Source organism: Bacillus sp. LR--39 (assembly GCF_053613335.1).
Window position 1 is genome coordinate 1 of record NZ_JBSIOT010000787.1, and the last position, 744, is coordinate 744.

At 44.1% G+C, this 744-nt stretch carries 1 protein-coding gene; it reads left to right on the plus strand.

The window, feature by feature from the left end:
* On the plus strand, nt 1–744 hold a 744-nt coding region (locus ACWHAR_RS26540), incomplete at both ends, for a PucR family transcriptional regulator (protein ID WP_452088357.1).

The window sequence follows — 744 nt, forward strand, 5'->3', positions numbered from 1 at the left end:
TTTGATGAGAGCAATCAGAGATATATCTCCATTCCGAAAACAGAGATCAGTGAAAAAGAAGTATTGGTGCTGCAGGCATTTTTGACGCCTGCGGATGAGGGCAATCAAATGTCTATGAAATCACCTGAGGAAAACAAGTGGTTTTCGTTCCTTTTTTCCAGAGGGGAATTGCCGGCGTACATAAAGAAACGGACGAGATTTGTTCACTTTCATTTGTTCGGCAAAATAGAAAGGACGTCCTTTACGGAAGCGGTTCGCCATTTTTGGCCGGTGTCTTTTGTGATTGTGTGGATCCATGAGGACAGAGGCGTGATTGTCGAGCAGGAAAGTGAAGCGGCGGCGGAGAAGGGCGAACTGGAATCGCTCGCAAAGGTTCTTGAAAGTGATTTCTACTTCAGTGTCCGTTTTTACGCCGGAAGATTTTACGAGCCGGATGAGTGTCTGCGAAAACATTATGCTCGTGAACAGGCGTATTTCCTGTTTGCTGAAAAACGGCTGCCTCAGGTGCAGAGTGTGACCTTTGAGATGATCTTTCCTTTTCTATTATTAGAAACAGAAAAAGAAAAACTGGAAACGCTGCTCTCTGAAGAAGCTGAGCTTTTATTTGGAAGTGAAGCTGAGCTAAGGAAGACCATTAAGCTGTTTATTGAAAACAACTCAAACGTCACATTAACAGCGAAAAAGCTGCATCTGCATCGCAACAGCCTGCAATATCGGATTGATAAATTTATTGAGCGGTCAGGG